Source organism: Kitasatospora sp. NPDC057518 (assembly GCF_042802075.1).
Classification (GTDB): Bacteria; Actinomycetota; Actinomycetes; order Streptomycetales; family Streptomycetaceae; genus Kitasatospora.
Genome location: NZ_JBHVEU010000223.1, coordinates 1 through 14,671, shown reverse-complemented (window position 1 = coordinate 14,671; position 14,671 = coordinate 1). Strand labels below are relative to the sequence as shown.

Genomic DNA, 14,671 nt, shown 5'->3' with positions numbered 1-14,671 from the left:
GATGCGAGGCGGCCACCCAGCAGCCATCCACCATGTTTCGTTTGAACCGTTGGCCCTCGCCCATGCGACGGACAGCGAGGTTGTGTGTTCCGGCGTACCGGTGGCGAAGCGTTCTGGCTCGACGCGCAGCTCTGGCACAACGGTGTTCACCCGTAGATCCGTGACCACCTCGTATGCTCCGTCCCGTTCGAAGGCGATCGGCGAGTTGGCGAGCGCCAGGTAGCCGAACTGCTCGGTGCTGGCATGGCCGCCTGGTCCAGGGGCCGTGCGAGCCCATCGGCCAGCGGTCGACCAGGGGCGGCCAGCGCGGTGAGCAGGTGGTCGCCGAGTTCAGCAAAGTGCCAGGGAGCGCCAGCTTGGCAGCTGGTGCTGCGGCCGACCGTACTGAGAGCCAGGGGGCGGCGTGCGCCGGCGGAAGGCCGCCTCCGCGCCGCAGGTACGACACCCCGAACCTCGCGTGAGGCTGCTTCTAGGGCCTGTGTGAGGTTGCGATCAGTCTTCGGGTTCTGCCCTCACCTGAGGGCAGAACCCGGTAGAACGGTTGGTCGTGACGCGCAGGCAACTGACGGACGGGCAGTGGAAGTTGATCGAGCCCTATCTGCCGATCGGGAGGTTCGGACGTACCCCGAGCGGCTTCGGGAGCAGTTCGAGGGCGTGATCTGGCGGTTCCGCTGCAGCGCCCGGTGGCGGGAGATGCCTTCCGAGTTCGGTCCCTGGCCGACGGTCTACGGCCGATTCCGTGTCTGGCGGGACGCGGGCGTCTTCACCGCCCTGGTGGAAGGCCTGATCGCCCAGGCCGCTCGCGAGGGGACAGCGGACCTGTCGCTGGTCAGCGTGGATTCCACGTCCGTCCGGGCTCACCACGACGCCGCCGGGATGCTCGTCGACGAGGAGATCATGGAGGCCCTGGAGGAGGCCGCGCGGGAGCAGGAGGAGACCCGACAAAAAGGGGCGAGCCGCAGGAACAGAACGGACAGGACGAGCGGCGACGCGCCCGGCTCCGTCGTGGGCTCCGCCTGAAGGAAGCCCTCCTCGGACGGTCCCGGGGCGGGCTGACCAGCAAGGTTCATCTGGCCGCCGACCGCAGGTGCCGTCCCCTGGCACTCGTGCTGACCGCGGGGCAGGCCGGTGACAGCCCGCAGTTCGTCCCCGTGCTGGAGAAGGTGCGGGTCCGTCTGCCCGTTGGCCGTCCTCGCACGCGGCCCGGCGCGGTCGCCGCGGACAGGGCGTACTCGTCCCGCGGCAACCGCGCCTACCTGCGTAAACGCCGGATCAAGGCGGTCATCCCGGAGAAGAGGGACCAGGCCGCCAGCAGGAAGAGGAAGGGCAGCAGGGGTGGCCGGCCGGTCGGCCACGACGCGGATCTTTACAAGGAGCGCAACACCGTCGAGCGCCTGATCAACAGGCTGAAGGCCTGGCGAGGCATCGCCACCCGCTGCGACAAGAAGCCCGAAAGCTACCTCGCCGGCCTCCACCTCCGCGCCTCGATGATCTGGGTCGACGACCTCCTGTGAGACGCCGACTGATCGCAACCTCACACAGGCCCTAGCGCTGGAAGACCACTTCCGGATTGTCCGGCGAGGGGCCGTCCAGCAGCGGACCGTCGATCCCCTTCAGCGTCCGGTCGAAGAACGCCGTCACGTACTCGCGGGTGATCTCCACCCCGCGTGCCGGGGAGAGGGGCGGCGCCGGGAACCCGGCCTGCTCGTGCAGCAGGTCCAGGTCGCTGAAGCTGAAGTGGTCGGCGCCGGCGACCGTCAGCCACTTCTTGTAGCCGCCGAGGGCGTCCCAGGCCTGCCCCCACGTGGTGTCGCCGCCACCGGCCGGGTGGTTGTCGGGCGAACCCAGCATGAGGAACGGCCGGTTGATCTGGCCGGGCGTCGGGACCGGCTTGAAGGCGCCGTCCATGTTCACGCCGGCCCGTACGCGCGGGTCGGCGACCATCGCGGCGGAGGCCGCCGCTCCGCCGATGGAGTGTCCGGCCATGCCGATCTCGTGCTTGTCGATGAGGTGTGCCAGGCGCCACGCGGTGTTGCCGTGCGTCAACTGGTCGATCAGGAAGGACACGTCCCGCGCGCGGTTGGTGGGGATGGAGTCGATCCGCGACGGGTCGCCGCAGATCGCGCACGGCGTCGTCTGGCCGTCCGCCAGCGTCTCGCCGCTGTCCTCGTAGGTGTCGCCGACGAGCGCGACGACGTAGCCGTGACTGGCCAGGTCGGTCGCGAGCGCGGTGAGCGTGACGCGTGGGTCCTCGTACGCGGGTGAGAGGACCACCAGCGGGTACTTGCCGGGCTGCGGCCGCGCGCCGTCGAAGGCGTGCGTGGTGACGCCGGCGATGGTCTGTGGGGTGATGCCGGAGCTCGCCGGCAGGTTCTGCCGCTGGACGATTCCGGTTGCCTCGCCGAGGGACATGTAGGGGGCCGGGGTCCCCGTCCCGGGGACGGCCGGGTAGACCATGGTGACGGCCAGTTGGCGGGGGCCGGATGACGGCACCCACGGGTCGAGGCGGCTCGTGTCGGTGAGGTGGATGACGTCCTCGCCGGCGGCGTAGGGGCCGGTCGGCGCGGGGAGCGCGCCCTGGAAGGTCCGCGCGGGTGCGGCGGCCGCGGCCGGTGCGGTGTCGAACGCGCGCGTGGCCACCGGTGCGGCCGACGGTCCGGCCGTGGCGGCGAACCCGGCGCCGGTTCCGGTGGTGAGGGCGGCGAGCGTCAGCACCGCGACTGCGCTGATACGGCGATTGCGTTTCATGGGACAGACGCTAGGGTCCCGAGGCTCCGTGTCGGATCAACCCGTCGAGGTAACCGTCCTGTTGTCGTTCGTAGCCCCCACGGGGTACCGGGTCATACGCCGGGGCTACGTCGTGCGGCGCGGGGCTCCCTTGGTCGGCTCGTGGGGCTCCACCGCCGGTTCGAGCAGGGCGAGCGTCCGCTGCCGCGCGTCGAGGCCGACGCGGATGCCGACCGGCATCGGCAGGTTCGGGCCGGCGTGCCCGAAGTCGACGTTGCCCAGGACCGGGATGTCACGGTCCCCGAGGACGTCGAGGACGATCTCGCGCAGGGTCGGGGACGCGCCGGGTTCGAGGCCGCCGATCTCGCGCGGGATGCCCACGACCATGCCGGCGATCCGGTCGAGGATGCCGCTGTGCCGCATCACGTGCAGGTAGCTCCACACGTACGAGGCCAGGCCGCCCATCTCCTCCCAGAACAGCACCGCACCGTCGAACCGTTCGAGCGGCAGCGCGAAGGGCGTCGCCTGCGCCAGCACGATCCGGTTGATCAACCCGCCGATCAGCGGCCCTTCGACACGGCCGGGACGCCAGCACTCCCATGACGGGCTCGCGGGCAGTGCGCCGATCGCCTCGGTGCCGGTCAGCAACCTGGCGTAGAGCGCCTCGAGTTCAGCCTGGCGCGCCGCGGGCGCGGACCGCCAGTGTCCGCCGAAGCCGGGGACGGCCATGTCGGCGTGGAACCCGACCAGGCCCGTGCGCGCGTGGAGCACCAGGTGCAGCAGGGAGATGTCGCTGTAGCCGAGGATCGGCTTGGGGTCGGCCCTGATCGCCTCGACGTCGATCAGGTCGAGGTAGCCGAGCGCCGTCTGGCCGCCGTCACTGGCGACGATCGCGCGCACCTCGGGATCGCGCAGGAGGGCGTTGAGCTCCTCGGCGATCTCCGCCGGCGTGGCCGCGCTCCACCAGTGGCGGCGGCCCGCTTCGAGGAGCGGAGCGCGACGTACGCGGAATCCCATCCGCTCCAGCACGACCACCGTCCGCTGGACGTTGGGCTCGTACGCGGGCGGCAGCGGACCGGACAGCGCGGCGATGACGACGAGGTCTCCGGGCGCCAGGGCACGCGGTCGAAGCAGTCGAGGCGGTGCGGAACCAGTCATGGCGCCAGTGTCGCCGCCGCCGTCGGCGGGGTCACCCGACTTTCGCCGGAAGGGTTCTGCCACCGCACCCGCCGTTCGGCGGCCGCGCGTTCCTCGGCGATGGTGGGGATGGCGGCGAGGGCCTCGGCCGGGCGGCCGTTCCGGAGCAGCATGTCGGCCAGGTCGAGGGTGGCCCGGTAGTGGGTGGACGCGCGGAGGAGCGCGACGGCCTCCTCCAGTCGGCCGTCCAGCTCCAGCAGCCGTGCCAGCGAGGTGTCCCACGCGCCGGGCTGCCGTTCGTTGAGGGCGGTGGCCTCCGCGATGCCCTGCGGGCAGCGGCCGGCCTCGCCGAGCAGCCGGAGCCGCAGCTGGAGGACGTCGTCCGGGTGCCCTTCGGCGTACGGGCCGGTGAGCCCTTCCACGAGTTCGAGCGCGCGGTCGGGGCGGCCGTCGTCGACGAGCAGGTCCAGTGTCCGGTGGAGGAGGTTCCCGCAGTCGTAGTAGTCGAACGTGGGCCGGCCGGTCTCGACGGCTTCGTCGATCCTGCCCTGGCGGACGAGGAGGTCCATCAGCGCCGCGCGGTCGTTCGAGAGGTCGTGGGCCTCGATGCGTTCGCGCAGCAGGGCCTCGGCCTCGGGTGCGCGCCCCGCGTCCTCCAGTGCCTTCGCGTACGCGTCGAAGGCGGCGTAGGGCTGGTCGGCGGCGAGGGATGCCAGCTCCTCGATCAGGCCCTGCCGAGCGAGGAGTTCCGCTTGGTACTCGGGGAAGTTGACGGGGTGGTGCCGGCCGGCGGCCGCTTCGGTGCGCAGGGTCTGGACGGCCTCGTCGGTTCGCCCGGCGCGTTCCAGGACCCGGGCGGTCAGGAGCAGCACCTGCCACCGCTCCAGCGAGCCCGTCGGCTCGGTCTCCGCGCGCTCCGCGGCCTGGGCGAGCACGTCGAGGACCTGGTCGTCCGCCCCCTGGCCCTCGGTCGCCTCGACCAGGCACGACAGCGGCCAGGACGCCCCGAGGTGGGGCGTGAGCACCTCGATGGCCTCGTCGATCCGCCCGGCCTTCGCCGACAACTCGGCGTAGCGCACGCACACGTGGGCGTCGTCCAGCTCGGCCACGTCCGGGCGCACCATCGCGAGGGCCTCGTCGGCCTCGCCCTGCCGGATCATGATCTCGGCGGTGACCCACTCGGCGGCCCGCCAGCCGATGTCCGTGAACGGGTCCAGGAGTGCCAGCGCCCGCTCGAACTCCCCGGCCGCGCCCAGCTCCAGTGCCGCCGCCTTCGCGCAGTTCCAGTCCCCGCGCTCCTGCGCCGCCCGGGCGAGCAGCTCCACCTGGCCCAGGTCGAGGAGGGTCTGCGCCATGCGCGGGTGGACGCCGCCGAGGTTGTGCGCTTGCCAGGAGAGGTCGTCGATGTTCACGCGGGGAGCGTACGAACCGCCACTGACAGCGGCCCCGGGCTCGCCCCGTCCAGGGGTGGACCGGGGCCGGACCGTACGGGGAAGCCCTCGGCGTCCACCGCCCGCGTGCACGAGAAGTCGGCCGGTCCGACTTCTCGCGTGCGCGGGGCGGGCCCGTCAGGGGGTGGGTTCGGCTTCGCGGAGTCCGCGGAACACCGCGGGGGTCGTCCAGCCGCGCAGTGCGGCGTGGATCGTCGACTTGAACGCGGCCCGCGCGGTGGGGGCGTCGAGGGCTCCGGCGAGTTCGAGGGTGACGAGCCCGTGCAGGGTCACCCAGAGCGAGAGGGCGATCGAGGGTGCCGGGCCGTCGAGGACGGACTCCGCGACGGCCCGGTCGATCGCGGCGGTGAGCGGTCGGACGGGGTCGCTGGTGCCGACGGTGTCCGACGGCTCGAAGGACTGCACCCCGCCGAACAGCACCGTGTACAGGTGGCGGTGTTCGAGCCCCCAGTGCCGGTAGGCCGTGGCGAGGGCGTAGATGTCGGTGAGGGGGTCCGCGGAGGCGGGTACGTCCGCGACGGCGCGGAACAGGCCGGCGACGGCCTGGTCGCGGACGGCCGAGATCAGTCCGTCCTTGCCGCCGAAGAGGGAGTACACCGCCGTCGTCGAGGTCCCGGCGGCCGCGGCGACGGCCCGGACGGTGACGGTCTCCTGCGGGCGGGTGGCGAGCCATTCGGTCGCGCACGCCACGAGGCGCTCTCCGACGGTCTCGTCGTTCGTCTTCGGCCTTCCCATGACGGGGAGCCTATCGCCTTTGATAACGTCGTTTTGAAACAGCGTTACGAAACAAGGAGGGCTCCACCTTGTCCACGTTCGCCCTGCCCGCGACCCTCTTACGCCGCGCCGCCCGCTCGCTGTCGGCCCTGGCCGCCGTCGTGGCGTCGGTCCTCGCCTTCCTCGCCCTGGTCGTCCTCACGGACGGCGCGGGCTCGGGGCTCGCCGCCTGGCTGCCGGTCCTCGCGGTCGGGACCGCCCTTACACTGCGGCGGAGCCGAGGCCGCACCCGGGCGGCCCGGCTCGTGCCGTTCCTGCCGGTGGTCGTCGCGGCGGCGCTGACGGCGCCGGTCTGCGTCCCGACCGTGCCCACGGCCCGGCAGTACCCGCCGGACCTGCCGTTCGTGGCCACGGAGCGCTGGAGCCTGGACACCGGCAGCAGCGTCGCGGTGTACCACTACCCGCCCGCCGGGCCCGGCCCCCGGCACCCCGTCCCGCTCGTGTACCTCAACGGCGGTCCGGTGCGCGGCATTTCGCTGCTCGACCACCGGTTCCTGCAACTCCTGGCGGGGCAGGGCTACGACGTCTACGCCTACGAGCAGCCCGGCGGCGGACGCAGCGGCCTGCTCCCCATGGACCAGTACACGGCCGACCGGTCGGTCCGCGACCTCGGCGCCTTCGTCGACCGCCTGGGCGGGGGCGCGGTCGACGTCCTCGGGTTCTCGTCGGGCGCGGTCGTGCTCACCCGGGCCCTGGCCGATCCCGGAACCGCCGCGCGCGTGCACCGGGCGGTCATCGCCGAACCCGGCCCGATGGACGGCCCCACCGCGCGGACCGCCGGGCACCAGGGCCGCGAATCCGCGCGCGGCCTCGCCCCGGACCCGACCGGGCCGCGGTCGACGCACGTCCCCCGCTACGCGGTGGCGTTCGGCCTCATGCGGCTCGGACTCCTCAGCCCCGGCACCGGGCTGATCGGACAGGCCGAGGGCGACAACGCCTTCACCGCCGCCGACCTGGGCGGTGACACCGCATCCGCCTACTGCGCGCGCGACGCGCACCGCATCCCCGCCGAGGACAGCGCGCGGAACTTCTCCTTCAGCCCCGCCGCCAGCCTCCGCGTCCAGCGGACGGTCAGGGACTCGGCGTCCATCGCACCGCGGTTGGGGCGGTCCCGGACCCCCGCGATGCTGATGATCGCCGAGTGCTCCTCGCAGGTCCGCCAATGGGCGACCGCCGTCCTCGCCGCCGACCCCGCGATCCAGCGCACCCAGTTCATGCCGGGGGTCGGGCACCACATGTGGAACGGCCTCGACGGCAACAACGACCGGGCCGCGGCCGTGATCGGCGCGTTCCTCCAGGACCAGTCGGCGCCCCTGCCGAACTCCCCGACCCGCGAGGGGATTCCGGCCTTCCTGCGCGACCACGAGTGAAGGCCCGGCAGCCGCGTACGGGGTGGACCGTCGGCGGCCGGGCCGGGGTGATCGGGGGCAGCCGCGGGCGGCCGCCGGGGCGCGGCCGCCGTGCCGGGGATGTCACCCGATGCGGTGAATTGTGTGCAAACCCCGATGGCACCTAGAGTCCAAGGACTGGTGTTCGTGCGCCGGCGGCGGTGAGGCTGCCTCTCTCTGACGTGCCGCTAGCCGGGCGCGACGACGCTAAGTCCCTTATCCGAAAGGAATATCCATGAGTGACACTCTGTACGCTGGCAATGAACTCGGTCTCGGCCAGTCCCTGACCGGCGGTGCCTACACGCTGACCCTTCAGGGGGACGGGAACCTGGTGCTCTCCGAGCCGGGCGCCGTCGTGTGGGCGACCGAGACCCAGAACCAGGGCGTCGAGCGGGCCGTGCTCCAGGAGGACGGCAACTTCGTGCTCTACAAGGGCGACGGTGCGGCCTGGTCCACCGGGACCGACGGCCAGGACGTCGACCGCCTGGTCGTGCAGGCCGACCGCAACGTGGTGCTGTACGCCCGGGACGGCGGGGCGCGGTGGGCGACGGACACCAACACCGATTTCCCCCTCGCCGCCGAGGCTCCGGTCTCGGCCCCGGCTCCGGTCGCGGAGCCGGAGCCGGTCCCGACCCCGGAGCCCGTCGCGGTGCAGACCTACACCGTCGAGCCCGGGGACAGCCTGTGGGCCGTGGCCGAGCGCTTCTACGGTGACGGCAGCCGCTACCTGGAGATCGCCCAGGCCAACGGCATCGACGACCCGGACCTGGTGAACGTCGGTCAGGTGCTGACGATTCCGTAGTCGTGTGGTCCGGGCGCCCGCGTCCGGGCACCTCGCCCTGATCACCGGATCGTCGATTCGGTGTGCCGGTGTGCCGGTGTGCCGGTGACCGGCTCGTGGGAAGTCGGCCCCGCCGACTTCCCACGCAGGGCGTTCAGGTGCGGGCTGCCTGGGTGCGGCAGTGGGAGAGGGCGTACTTGATGCGGCTGTCGGGGCCGGGGGCAGCGGTGAGGAGTTCGCCGGCGGTGACGAGCGTGGCCCAGTACAGGGCCGGGTCGCCGGTGCGGGGCATGGGATGGGCGGCGGCCAGGGAGAGGTAGGCCGTGGTGAGGTTGCCGGTGGTGAACCAGCGCTGGAGGCCGTGCCGGTGGCCGGGGCGGAGGCTGCCGTGGGCGTCGATGGCGGCCAGGAAGTGTTCGACGACGGTGAGTTCGGTGTCGGTGAGCGACTTGGGGACGTCGAAGACGCCGAGGGCCTCGAGGAGTTCACCGGTGTCGTTCTCGGAGTCCGGGCGGGGGTTCGAGAGCAGGGCGTCATAGCACTCGGCCAGGCGGCGGGTGGTCTCGGCGAGGGGGACGTCGAGGGCGAGGCAGACGGCGCGCGCGACGGGCAGGGGCGGGTGGCCCAGGCGGGCGATCAGGGCGAAGGCCGCGGCCGGGGTGGCACCCCGGGAGAGGGCGTGCCGGGCCAGGGTCGTGAGGTGCATGGGGGTTCGGGCTTTCAGGCGAGGGCGGTGGCGGGCGCGGGGGCGACGAGCACCCAGACGAACTTGCCGATGCCGTCGGGGCGGGAGGTGCAGCCCCAGCGCTCGGCGAGCTTGTTGATGAGGAACAGGCCGCGCCCGTGCTCGTCGGAAGGGGCGGGGGTGTGGAGCGTGGGGTGTCCGCTGCCGGCGTCGTGGACCTCCAGCCGCAGGCGGGAGTTGATCAGGGCGATGCGGATCTCGATGTGGCGGTCGTCCGGCGCGTCGGAGTGCTGGACGGCGTTGGCGAACAGCTCGCCGAGGAGCAGCTCGGCGGTGTCCGCGTACCGGTCGCCGGAGGGCAGCCCTGAGAGGTAGGCGCGGAGCAAGTAGCGCGCCAGGGGCGTGGATTCGGCGCGGGAGTCGAGGTGCGCGACGAACGCGCGGGGCCTGCGGGACGAGAGCATGGGGGAGCACCTCACGGGGCGGAGGGGGGCGTGCGACAGGAGCGCACGGTTCACGCTGCGCATGCAGATGACTGCGTTCCGGTAACAATGATCGGCCTGTGGGGATACCGTGGTCCCCAATTCCGCGTGTTGGGCACGCGAAGCACAGCTGGGGGCAGTCATGGCACAGAGGAAGACCGGGCACGGACCGACGGCGAGCTCCGCCATCATGTTCGGCGAAGAGATCCGCCACGCGCGCGCGGCGATGGGCTACCGCCAGGAGGACCTGGGCAGGAAGATGCACCTCGACCGCACGGTGATCTCGCGGATGGAGGGCGGACGGCGGAAGCCGTCGCTCGAGGAGCTCGCGCAGCTCGGGGAGTTGCTGAACGCCACCGAACTGCTCACGCGGCTGTACGGCTGGGTCGACTGGAGCGCCGCGATCGAGCATCCGGATTGGTTCCAGGAGCGTGCGGAGCTGGAGGCCCTCGCGGTCGGGCTGCGTGTCTACCAGGACACTGTGATGTACGGCCTGTTGCAGTGCCGACAGTATGCGCGGGCGGTCTTCGAGACTGGAGACGCGGCCGGAAATCCGGTGGAGGTCGAAGAGCTGACCAATGCTCGACTCAGTCGGCAGGGTCGATTCCTTGTGCCCGATGGGCCGCTGCTGGTCGTCATCCTCGGCGAGAGCACCATTCGTACGGTCATTGGCGGTCCGAGCGTGATGCGGGCTCAGATGGAGCACCTGTTGAGGGTGGCTCAGCTCCCGAACGTCGTGCTTCATCTGGCGCCGTTCGCGGACCGGCGGACGCTCATCAAGACGGATATGGTGTTGCTGGAGCTGCCGGACGGGCAGCGCTTTGTGTACTCAGAGAGCCTTGAACGAGGGCACTTGAGCGATGCTCCCGCCAGTGTGGTCAAGTACCAGCGCCACTATGATCAGCTCCGTGGCGAATGCCTGTCAGAGAGCGACTCGCTTCAGCGGTTCGCCGAGGCGCTGGAGGGATTCAAGGATGAAGAGCAACGAGCTCGCCGCAGCCGACTGGCGGAAGAGCAGCTACAGCGGCAACGACGGCGGGGACTGCATCGAGGTAGCCCCCGGATTCCCGGGCCTCGTTCCAGTGCGTGACTCCAAGGACTCGCAGGGCCCGGCCCTCGTTTTCCCGGCCTCCGCCTGGGAAGCCTTCGTTGCGGCCGTCCGCGAGGGCGACTTCCCGGTGTAGAACTCCCCAAGGAGCTGGCTGTGTTGACCTGGCGGAAGAGCAGCTATAGCGGCAACAACGGTGGCATGTGCATCGAGGTGGCGCTGCCGGTCTGGCAGAAGAGCAGCCACAGCGGCGACAACGGCGGCTGCTGCGTCGAGGTGGCCCTCGGCTTCTTGCCCGGCGCCGTCCCGGTGCGTGACTCCAAGGACCCGCAGGGCCCGTCCCTCCTCTTCCCCGACTCCTCCTGGAACGCCTTCGTCGCGGCGGTGCGGGCCGGCGAGTTGCCGATCGAGGGCTGAGCCACCCCTCCACATCCCTCCCTCGGGGCGGGGCGCCAACTGGTGCCCCGCCCCGAGGCGTTCCCCGCTTGTGGCTACTTCGCCTTCGCGCGGTAGGCGCGCTTCTTCGCGAGTGCGCCGCAGGTCTTCATCGAGCACCAGCGCCGCGCGCCCGCTCGCGACGTGTCCACGAACGGCGTTCCGCAGTCGGGGTTTCCGCAGATGCGCACGCGCGTCCGCTGCTCCTCGGACGCGCAGAGCGCGATCAGGTCCCGCGCCACCATCGACAGCACGGCCGCGATCCCGTCCCCGTCCCACCGCACGGACGCCGCGTCCGCCGAGAGCACGGGCACCGAAGTCGCTTCTGCTGCCACCCTGTTGACCACCGCGACGTCCTCGGGCGCGGGCGGCACCCCCTCCGCCAGCGCGACGCCCGTCCGCTGGATCGCCTCGCGCAGCCGCCTCGCTCCCTCCAGCTCGGCCTCGTCGCAGCTCGGCGCCACCGTCGTGCAGCCGCTCTCCACACTCCACCGGCTCAGGTCCTCCGGCAGCGCCAGCCGCTCGACGTGCACGTCCTTGCCGCGATCGGCGAGCGTGCCGGCGAAGGCGAAGCACAGCCGTGCGTCGTCGAACCGGAAGTCGGTCTTGGCGCGCTGGCGCCCTTCTCGTCGGCCGTCTTCGTCACTCATGTCCACCACTCTAAGCGGTTGACACGCGGCGAAGCGGGCGCATAGCTTCAAGGTCCACCACTTGAACCGGTGGACTTTCCCCGAGGAGGTCGCGTCCATGTACGCCGCAGTCATCGAAGAACTCCACCAGCCCCTCGTCATCCGTGACGTGCCCGACCCCGTCTGCCCGCCCGACGGCGCCATCGTGCGCGTCGGCGCCAACGGGATCTGCCGCACCGACTGGGCCCTGTGGGCCGGGGACTTCTGGACGGGAGGGCCGCAGGTCAAGCCCCCGTTCGTCCTCGGCCACGAGTTCGCCGGCACCGTCGTGGAGGTCGGCCGGGACGTTCGGGACTGGCGGGACGGCGACCGGGTCATCTTCCCGATGAACCCCGGCGAGGGCTCCTGCGAGATGTGCCGCAGCGGCAACCAGCACGTGTGCGAGCACGTGGACTCGCTCGTCCCCGGCGTCTCCTACTGGGGCGCCTTCGCCGAGTACGTCATGGTCCGCTTCGCCGACGTCAACCTCGTCCGGGTGCCGGAGGCCGTCGGATTCGTCGATGTCGCCGCCCTCGCCTGCCGCTACATGACCGCCTTCCACGGCGTCGTCGACCAGGCCCGCGTGCGCGGCGGGGAGTGGGTCGCCGTGTACGGGGCCGGCGGCGGCATGGGCCTGTCCACGGTGGAGATCGCGGCCGCCACCGGCGCCAACGTCATCGCCGTCGACATCTCCGAGGAGAAGCTGGACGCCGCCCGCGCCCTGGGCGCCGTCCACACCGTCAACGCCGCCACCGACGACCCGGCCGAGGCGGTCAGGACCCTCACCCGGGGCGGCGCCCACGTGTCCGTCGACGCCGTCGGCATCGCCGAGGCCTGCCGCAACTCCGTCCTCTCCCTGCGCACGCGCGGCCGCCACCTCCAGCTCGGGCACACCACCGGTGCGGAGAAGGGCGACGTCGGGCTACCGATCGACGTGATGATGGTCAAGGAACTGGAGTTCCTGGGCGCCTTCGGCATGCAGGGCCAGCGCTTCGGCACCATGCTCAACATGATCGAGGCCGGCCGCCTCAACCCCGGCCGCATCGTCACCCGCACCGTCGGCCTCCACGAGGCGAGTGGCGTGCTGGAGTCCCTGGAGACGTACGGGCCGACCGGCGTCGTCGTCATCGACGAGTTCCGGGCCTGAGCACCGGTGGAAGGAAGCACGACCATGCCCGTTCCCCGCCTGCTGGTCGACCCGGAACTGCGCCGGGCCCTCGACGCCGTCCCGATGACCCCCAACGGCGCGTTCGACCTGACCGACGTCCCCGCGACCCGCGAGACCCTCCGCGCCTTCGCCGCGGCCGTCGCCGACTCCACCCCCGACGACCCGTCGGTCACCGTGACCGAACACCGCGCGACCCGGCCCGACGGCCCGGACGTGCCGATCCGCCTGCTGCGGCCCACCACCGCCGGGCCCGGCCCGCTGCCGGTCCTGCTCTGGTTCCACGGCGGCGGGCAGGTGCTCGGCTTCGCCGCTCAGGACGACCCCTGGCTCAAGCGGCTCAGCACACGGCTCGGCTGCGCCGTCGCCGCCGTCGACTACCGGCTCGCCCCGGAGACCCCCGCCCCCGGCGCCGCCGAGGACGGGCACACCGCCCACCGGTGGCTCCTCCACGAGGCGGGGGTGCTCGGTCTGGACGCCACCCGGATCGGCATCGGCGGCCAGAGCGGCGGCGGGGGAGTCGCGGCGGCCACCGCCCTGCTGGTCCGCGACCACGGCGGCCCCACGCCGCTGTTCCAGGCGCTGATGTACCCCATGCTCGACGACCGGAACCGGACCGCGTCCAGCCACGAGATCACCGACCTCGGCATCTGGGACCGCGCCACCAACCTCCTCGCCTGGCGGGCGATCCTGGGCGACCGCGCCGGCACCGACCAGGTCAGCCCGTACGCCGCCCCCGCCCGCGCGAAGGACCTCGGCGGACTGCCGCCCACCTTCGTCGCCGTCGGCGAACTCGACTCCTTCCGCGACGAGGACCTCGACTACGCCATGCGCCTGCGCGCCCACGGCGTCCCCGTCGAACTCCACCTCTACCCCGGCGCGTACCACGCCTTCGACCTGTTCGCCCCCGAGTCACAGCTCGCCGAGAGCTTCGAGCAGGCCTGGCTCGGCTACCTCGCCCGCCACTTCCGCGCCCCCGCGCCCCAGCACCCCCGGCCCCCGGCGTAGACCCGGTCTCCCGCCGTCTGCCCGGAGGTGGTCGGAGGTACCCCTCCGGATGGTCTATACCCGCATCGTCAGCCTCCACGAGGCGGGCGACGTGCTGGAGTCCCTGGAGACATACGGCCCGACCGGTGCCGTCGTCATCGACGAGTTCCAGGCCTGAGCGGCCGCGGAAGGAGACACCGCCATGGCCGCTCCCCGCCTGCGGAGCCCAGGGGCGGCGGACGGGTAGCGAAGGCATCACCCGGTGTGATCGGGCTCTATCGTGGCTTTCGTAAGCCCTAGCCGATCACTTGCGGGAGGCCACTCATGAGCGCCTCGGAAGTTGAACGCCCGATCTACCCGCCCGCGCGCCCCCGAGTCACGGTCGAGGAACTGCTGGCAGCCAAGAACACGCAGCCCATACGGTCCCTCGATGAGCTCCAGGCCGACACTTTCGAGTCGGACGAAGAGCTCGACGAGTTCCTGGCGTTCGTCCGCGCCGAACGCCAGCGGAACGTGGCCTGAGGGAGCAAGGTGCAGCCTGTCATTCTTGACACCGACGTCGCGTCCCTGACGCACAAGCGCAGGTTGGCGGGGGCAGGCTCTCGGCGGCCGGCCTGAAGGCCGGTCTTCCGCGTGGCCCGTCAACGACATGTGGATCGCGGCCTGCTGTCTCACCTACGACCTTCCGCTGGCGACGCTGAACCTGAAGGACTACGCGTACTTCCAGAAGGAGCACGGCCTCCGAATCCTGGGAGCGGAGTAGCCCCCGGCCGTCTGCCCGGAGGTGGTCGGAGGTACCCCTCCGGATGGTCTATAGTTTTCCTCATCACCCAGATGCGCGGGTGGCGGAATAGGCAGACGCGCTGGATTCAGGTTCCAGTGCCCGAAAGGGCGTGGGGGTTCAACTCCCCCCTCGCGCACAGATGAACGGCCGGTTGATCTT

The 14,671-nt window shown here is 71.7% G+C and carries 15 protein-coding genes, 1 tRNA gene and 1 pseudogene; 10 read left to right on the top strand and 7 right to left on the bottom strand.

Annotated features, from left to right (window positions below; all coding sequences use genetic code 11):
- The first annotated feature begins 547 nt into the window (after positions 1 to 547).
- Positions 548 to 1,514 (top strand): annotated as a pseudogene (locus tag ACFU7Z_RS22610) (IS5 family transposase).
- Between the two features lie 31 nt (positions 1,515 to 1,545).
- Here ACFU7Z_RS22610 and ACFU7Z_RS22605 read toward each other — a convergent pair.
- The 4 genes from ACFU7Z_RS22605 to ACFU7Z_RS22590 all read right to left on the bottom strand — a co-directional run bounded on the left by ACFU7Z_RS22605 (position 1,546) and on the right by ACFU7Z_RS22590 (position 6,050).
- Complete coding sequence (locus ACFU7Z_RS22605; RefSeq protein WP_380779204.1) at positions 1,546 to 2,748, bottom strand: alpha/beta hydrolase family protein; 1,203 nt, start codon at positions 2,746 to 2,748, stop codon at positions 1,546 to 1,548.
- 105 nt (positions 2,749 to 2,853) lie between these two features.
- Complete coding sequence (locus tag ACFU7Z_RS22600) at positions 2,854 to 3,885, bottom strand: LD-carboxypeptidase (protein WP_380779202.1); 1,032 nt, start codon at positions 3,883 to 3,885, stop codon at positions 2,854 to 2,856.
- Positions 3,882 to 5,276: a hypothetical protein gene (locus ACFU7Z_RS22595; RefSeq protein WP_380779200.1), complete on the bottom strand. Its 1,395-nt coding sequence runs from the start codon at positions 5,274 to 5,276 to the stop codon at positions 3,882 to 3,884. The genes ACFU7Z_RS22600 and ACFU7Z_RS22595 overlap by 4 nt, the downstream gene beginning before the upstream one ends.
- Positions 5,277 to 5,432: 156 nt before the next feature.
- Positions 5,433 to 6,050, bottom strand: coding sequence for a TetR-like C-terminal domain-containing protein (locus ACFU7Z_RS22590; RefSeq protein WP_380779197.1), 618 nt, complete (start codon positions 6,048 to 6,050; stop codon positions 5,433 to 5,435).
- 68 nt (positions 6,051 to 6,118) lie between these two features.
- Here ACFU7Z_RS22590 and ACFU7Z_RS22585 point away from each other — a divergent pair, with 68 nt between their 5' ends.
- Positions 6,119 to 7,459, top strand: coding sequence for an alpha/beta hydrolase (locus ACFU7Z_RS22585; RefSeq protein ID WP_380779195.1), 1,341 nt, complete (start codon positions 6,119 to 6,121; stop codon positions 7,457 to 7,459).
- Positions 7,460 to 7,712: 253 nt separating this feature from the next.
- On the top strand, positions 7,713 to 8,279 hold the full coding sequence (locus ACFU7Z_RS22580; protein ID WP_049649385.1) for a LysM peptidoglycan-binding domain-containing protein: 567 nt from the start codon (positions 7,713 to 7,715) through the stop codon (positions 8,277 to 8,279).
- Positions 8,280 to 8,412: 133 nt separating this feature from the next.
- Here the strand turns inward: ACFU7Z_RS22580 and ACFU7Z_RS22575 are convergent, their stop codons facing one another.
- Both ACFU7Z_RS22575 and ACFU7Z_RS22570 read right to left on the bottom strand, forming a co-directional pair.
- On the bottom strand, positions 8,413 to 8,964 hold the full coding sequence (locus ACFU7Z_RS22575) for a hypothetical protein (RefSeq protein WP_380779193.1): 552 nt from the start codon (positions 8,962 to 8,964) through the stop codon (positions 8,413 to 8,415).
- A gap of 14 nt (positions 8,965 to 8,978) precedes the next feature.
- Positions 8,979 to 9,407 (bottom strand): ATP-binding protein, encoded by a 429-nt coding sequence (locus ACFU7Z_RS22570; RefSeq protein WP_380779191.1) that lies wholly within the window; start codon positions 9,405 to 9,407, stop codon positions 8,979 to 8,981.
- Between the two features lie 160 nt (positions 9,408 to 9,567).
- Here ACFU7Z_RS22570 and ACFU7Z_RS22565 point away from each other — a divergent pair, with 160 nt between their 5' ends.
- Genes ACFU7Z_RS22565 through ACFU7Z_RS22555 form a run of 3 tightly spaced genes read left to right on the top strand, consistent with a single transcriptional unit; the run spans position 9,568 to position 10,890 of the window.
- Positions 9,568 to 10,515 (top strand): helix-turn-helix domain-containing protein, encoded by a 948-nt coding sequence (locus ACFU7Z_RS22565; RefSeq protein ID WP_380779189.1) that lies wholly within the window; start codon positions 9,568 to 9,570, stop codon positions 10,513 to 10,515.
- On the top strand, positions 10,472 to 10,609 hold the full coding sequence (locus ACFU7Z_RS22560) for a DUF397 domain-containing protein (protein WP_079272787.1): 138 nt from the start codon (positions 10,472 to 10,474) through the stop codon (positions 10,607 to 10,609). Before ACFU7Z_RS22565 ends, ACFU7Z_RS22560 begins: the two co-directional genes overlap by 44 nt.
- Positions 10,610 to 10,629: 20 nt before the next feature.
- A complete protein-coding gene (locus ACFU7Z_RS22555) occupies positions 10,630 to 10,890 on the top strand; it encodes a DUF397 domain-containing protein (protein ID WP_380779187.1) in 261 nt (86 codons plus the stop codon).
- A gap of 74 nt (positions 10,891 to 10,964) precedes the next feature.
- On the opposite strand, the gene ACFU7Z_RS22550 is transcribed toward ACFU7Z_RS22555, so the two are convergent.
- The gene (locus ACFU7Z_RS22550; RefSeq protein ID WP_380779185.1) at positions 10,965 to 11,558 is read right to left on the bottom strand and encodes a CGNR zinc finger domain-containing protein; all 594 of its coding nucleotides are present in this window, start codon (positions 11,556 to 11,558) and stop codon (positions 10,965 to 10,967) included.
- Between the two features lie 97 nt (positions 11,559 to 11,655).
- On the opposite strand from ACFU7Z_RS22550, the gene ACFU7Z_RS22545 reads away from it, so the two are divergent.
- The 4 genes from ACFU7Z_RS22545 to ACFU7Z_RS22530 all read left to right on the top strand — a co-directional run bounded on the left by ACFU7Z_RS22545 (position 11,656) and on the right by ACFU7Z_RS22530 (position 14,648).
- Positions 11,656 to 12,723 carry an alcohol dehydrogenase catalytic domain-containing protein gene (locus tag ACFU7Z_RS22545; RefSeq protein ID WP_380779183.1) on the top strand — a complete coding sequence of 356 codons (1,068 nt, stop codon included), beginning with the start codon at positions 11,656 to 11,658 and terminating at the stop codon, positions 12,721 to 12,723.
- Between the two features lie 24 nt (positions 12,724 to 12,747).
- On the top strand, positions 12,748 to 13,749 hold the full coding sequence (locus ACFU7Z_RS22540) for an alpha/beta hydrolase (RefSeq protein WP_380779181.1): 1,002 nt from the start codon (positions 12,748 to 12,750) through the stop codon (positions 13,747 to 13,749).
- Positions 13,750 to 14,052: 303 nt separating this feature from the next.
- A complete protein-coding gene (locus tag ACFU7Z_RS22535; protein WP_049649391.1) occupies positions 14,053 to 14,250 on the top strand; it encodes a hypothetical protein in 198 nt (65 codons plus the stop codon).
- 314 nt (positions 14,251 to 14,564) lie between these two features.
- Positions 14,565 to 14,648, top strand: a tRNA-Leu gene (locus ACFU7Z_RS22530).
- Positions 14,649 to 14,671: the final 23 nt, after the last annotated feature.